The sequence below is a fragment of the Kitasatospora sp. NPDC007106 genome, from assembly GCF_040634455.1.
Classification (GTDB): domain Bacteria; phylum Actinomycetota; class Actinomycetes; order Streptomycetales; family Streptomycetaceae; genus Kitasatospora; species Kitasatospora arboriphila.
The window spans coordinates 1-3,236 of the sequence record NZ_JBEYFP010000672.1; the positions used below are offsets into that span (position 1 = coordinate 1).

The 3,236-nt window shown below is 73.9% G+C and carries 3 protein-coding genes and 1 pseudogene; 3 read left to right on the forward strand and 1 reads right to left on the reverse strand.

The features are described from left to right. Positions 1–96 precede the first annotated feature (96 nt). Positions 97–510 (forward strand): annotated as a pseudogene (locus ABZ641_RS30505) (hypothetical protein); the annotation flags it as partial. Further along, positions 507–1,604 carry a GNAT family N-acetyltransferase gene (locus ABZ641_RS30510; RefSeq protein ID WP_359986976.1) on the forward strand — a complete coding sequence of 366 codons (1,098 nt, stop codon included), beginning with the start codon at positions 507–509 and terminating at the stop codon, positions 1,602–1,604. The pseudogene ABZ641_RS30505 and the gene ABZ641_RS30510, both read left to right, overlap by 4 nt. Before the next feature lie 7 nt (positions 1,605–1,611). Here the strand turns inward: ABZ641_RS30510 and ABZ641_RS30515 are convergent, their stop codons facing one another. Next, a complete protein-coding gene (locus tag ABZ641_RS30515; RefSeq protein WP_359986979.1) occupies positions 1,612–2,637 on the reverse strand; it encodes an LCP family protein in 1,026 nt (341 codons plus the stop codon). Positions 2,638–2,845: 208 nt separating this feature from the next. On the opposite strand from ABZ641_RS30515, the gene ABZ641_RS30520 reads away from it, so the two are divergent. After that, positions 2,846–3,236, forward strand: a 391-nt coding sequence (locus ABZ641_RS30520; RefSeq protein WP_359986980.1) for a sugar transferase, incomplete at its 3' end; no start/stop codon positions are given.

Genomic DNA, 3,236 nt, shown 5'->3' on the forward strand with positions numbered 1-3,236 from the left:
CACAAAACCACACAGAAGACCACACAATAGAATAGTTTCGGGGGGTCTTGAGCAGTTAAGTCGAGTGCACCTACGAGGCGCCCCGGCGCCGGCGACCAGCAGCACCTGGTGGAGGCCGCCGCCTCCCGCAGCCGGGTCGTCGTGCCGCTGGGGCCGGTGTTCGGCACCCGCAAGGCACTGCTGGGGGCGGTGTCGGACGTGCTGCTCATGCCCGGCCTGGTCGGCCTGTGCGCCGTCGACTCCTTCGTGCTCGAGACCCCCGTCGTCACCACGCCGTGGCCCTGGCACGCCCCCGAGTTCGAGTACCTGGAGCACGGCCGCAACGCCCTCGTCGCCCCGGACGACGTGCAGCAGTACGCCGACGCCGTGGCCGGCCTCCTCGGCAGCCCGGCCGAGCTCGGCGCCATGCGCTCGGAGTGCCGCAAGGACGCGGCGCGCTACACCGTCGAGGAGATGAGCCGCCGCTTCGCCGACGGACTCGTCGACCTGCTCCGGGACGCACGCCGGTGACCCGCCCGGCCCCCGCCCGGAGCGCGGCGCCCGCACGGGCCGGCGGCCTCCGGATCCACCGGACCCCCGAGACGCTCGCCCCGTACGAGCAGGGCTGGCGGGAGCTGGCCGCCGCCGTCCCCGGCTCCTCCTACTTCACCACGCCCGACTGGGTGCTCGGCACCTGGGAGGCCATGGACCCGGCCGCCGCCGCGGCGGCCGAGGTCGCGCTCTGGACGGGACCGGACGGCCGGCCGGAGGCGGTGGTGCCGCTCGCCCGCACCAGGGGCCGGCTCCACCCGCGCATCCCGCTCCCCGTCACCGCCTGGACCCTGCTGGGCGCGGACGCCGACGGCGCGGACCACGGCCTGTTCCCCGTCGCCGCGCACCGCCGCGAGGAGGTCCGCACCTGGCTGAGCGAACGCACGCGGCGCGGCAGCCTCTGGCTCCCCGCCATGGACCCGGAGAACGACACCGCCCTGCTGCCCGCCGGCACCCGCCGGATCGCCAGGACCACCTGCCCCCGACTGGAGATCGGCACCGGCGCCACGGTCGGCTCCACGAGCTTCCGCCGCCTCATGCGACGCCGTGAGCGGCAGCTCGCCGGGGCCGGGATCGCCTTCCGCTGGGTCGGGCCGCAGGACATGACCGCCGGACTCCTCGACTCCGTGCTCGCCCTGCACCGCCTCCGGCAGGACCACCGCGGGGCGGTGACCGCCCTCGGCCCGCACCGCCGCCCGCTCCACCTGCGGCTCCAGGCCCGCGCCGACGCCGCCCGCGGACCGGCCGCCCTGGTCGCCGAACGCGGGGGCACCCCGGTCGGCGCCGTCTACGGCTTCCTCTGGCAGGGCACCTTCGCCTACTACAACGGCGGCTGGGACCCGGCCTACGCCCGGCTCAGCCTCGGTACCGTCCTCCTCGACCGGACGATCGCCGCGGCCGCCGCCCTCGGCGCACGCACCTTCGACTTCCTCCGCGGGAACGAGTCCTACAAGTACGACTCGTTCGGCGCCTCGGACCGCTGGGACGAGCAGTGGCTGCGCCCCCGCAGCGCGGGCGCCCTGGTGGCGGGCGCCGTGCTGCGCCACGCCCGGCGGCGGCACGGCGCCCCGTGAGGCCGGGTCAGCCCTTCGCCGGGTCGGGTGGCGGGGAGCGGTCCTCCCGCAGCGACCGGAACAGCTGGGAGGCAGCGGGCTCGTCCGGCACGTCCCGGTCCGGGTCCGCCGCGTACGGCTTGCGGGGGACGGTCCGGTAGTCCACCTGGCCCTCCGGGACCGCGCGGAGCCGGGCCACCAGGTCGTACAGCTTGCCGAGCGAGTCCAGCCCCGAGTCGGCGGTGATCGAGGACGTGACCGCGTCCAGGACGGGATAGAGGCGGGCGGGGTTGAACAGCGTCCCGCTGCTGCGCAGCTTCGCCGACAGCAGCCCGAGGAAGGCCTGCTGACGGGACATCCGGTTGGTGTCGCTGCCGTCGCCGACGTACTCACGGGCCCGGACGTAGGCCAGCGCGTCGGTGCCCTGCAGCAGGTGCGGCCCGGCGGCCAGGTCGAGCCCCACGTTCGGGTCCCGCTCCGCGTGGGGCAGGTCCACCTCGACGCCGCCGACCGCGTCGACGATCCGACTGAACCCCTCGAAGCCCACGACGAGGTGGTGGTCGACCCGGATGCCGGTGAGGTCCTCGAAGGTGCGGATCGTGCAGGCCGCCCCGCCGAGGTCGAAGGCCCAGTTGAACTGCGCGTACTGGGCGCGGCTCGCTGCCGCTCCGGCCCGCGGGCAGCTCGGGATCGGCACCATCATGTCCCGTGGCACGCTGACCACCTGGAGACGCTTCCCGTTTCCGGCCAGGTGCACCAGCAGGACGGTGTCGGAGCGCGCGCTGCCCAGCTCGGGACGGTAGTCGGAGCCCATCACCAGGATGTTCTCGGCGTCCCCGGAGGACTTGGGCCGCAGAGCCGCCTGCTCCGCGAGGGCCCGTTCGGTCGCGGTGTCGGTGCGGAGGTTCCCGTCCAGCCGGGCGTAGGCCCACCAGCCCAGGCCGACCGTGACGGCCAGACCCGCGGCGGCCGCGAGGGCCGCGATCCGCAGGGCCCTTCGGCGCGGGCGAGGTGACGCTGCGTCGGCCGACGGATCCTCAGGTGGGGCCGTCATTGCCCGGGAGCCCGTTCGGCGATCGGCCGTCCGGTGCCCGGACCGCCCTGTCCTGTCACTCGCGCCGTGGCCATCGGACCGCCGCCTTCCGTCCGGAGTAACGGATGCGTGCCGCACCCGCAAGGTTCGTTGTGTTGTGTGAGAGTGATTGCCAGAAATGTCCCGGTTCACGTTTGTTTGACATCTTTTACTCCTAAAGGGGTGTCATGTGACGCTCTCCGCCCCGCACCTGCCGTCCGACCGGCGATCGGTCAGACGGCTCCCTGCCAAGCGGGTGGTCGACATCGTCGGCGCCACCTCGCTCCTGATGCTGTTCCTGCCGGTCATGGCGGCCGTCTTCCTGCTGCTCAAGGCCACCTGCCCAGGCCCGGTGCTCTTCCGCCAGGTCCGCGCAGGCCTCCACGGCAGGCCCTTCCGCATGCTGAAGTTCCGCACCATGCACCTCGGCGCCCACGCGGAGCGGGCCTCCCTCTCCGGACGCAACGACTCCGACGGCCACCTCTTCAAGCTGCGGGACGACCCGCGGGTCACCGGGATCGGCCGCCACCTGCGCAGGTTCTCGCTCGACGAGCTGCCCCAGCTCGTCAACGTGCTCCGCG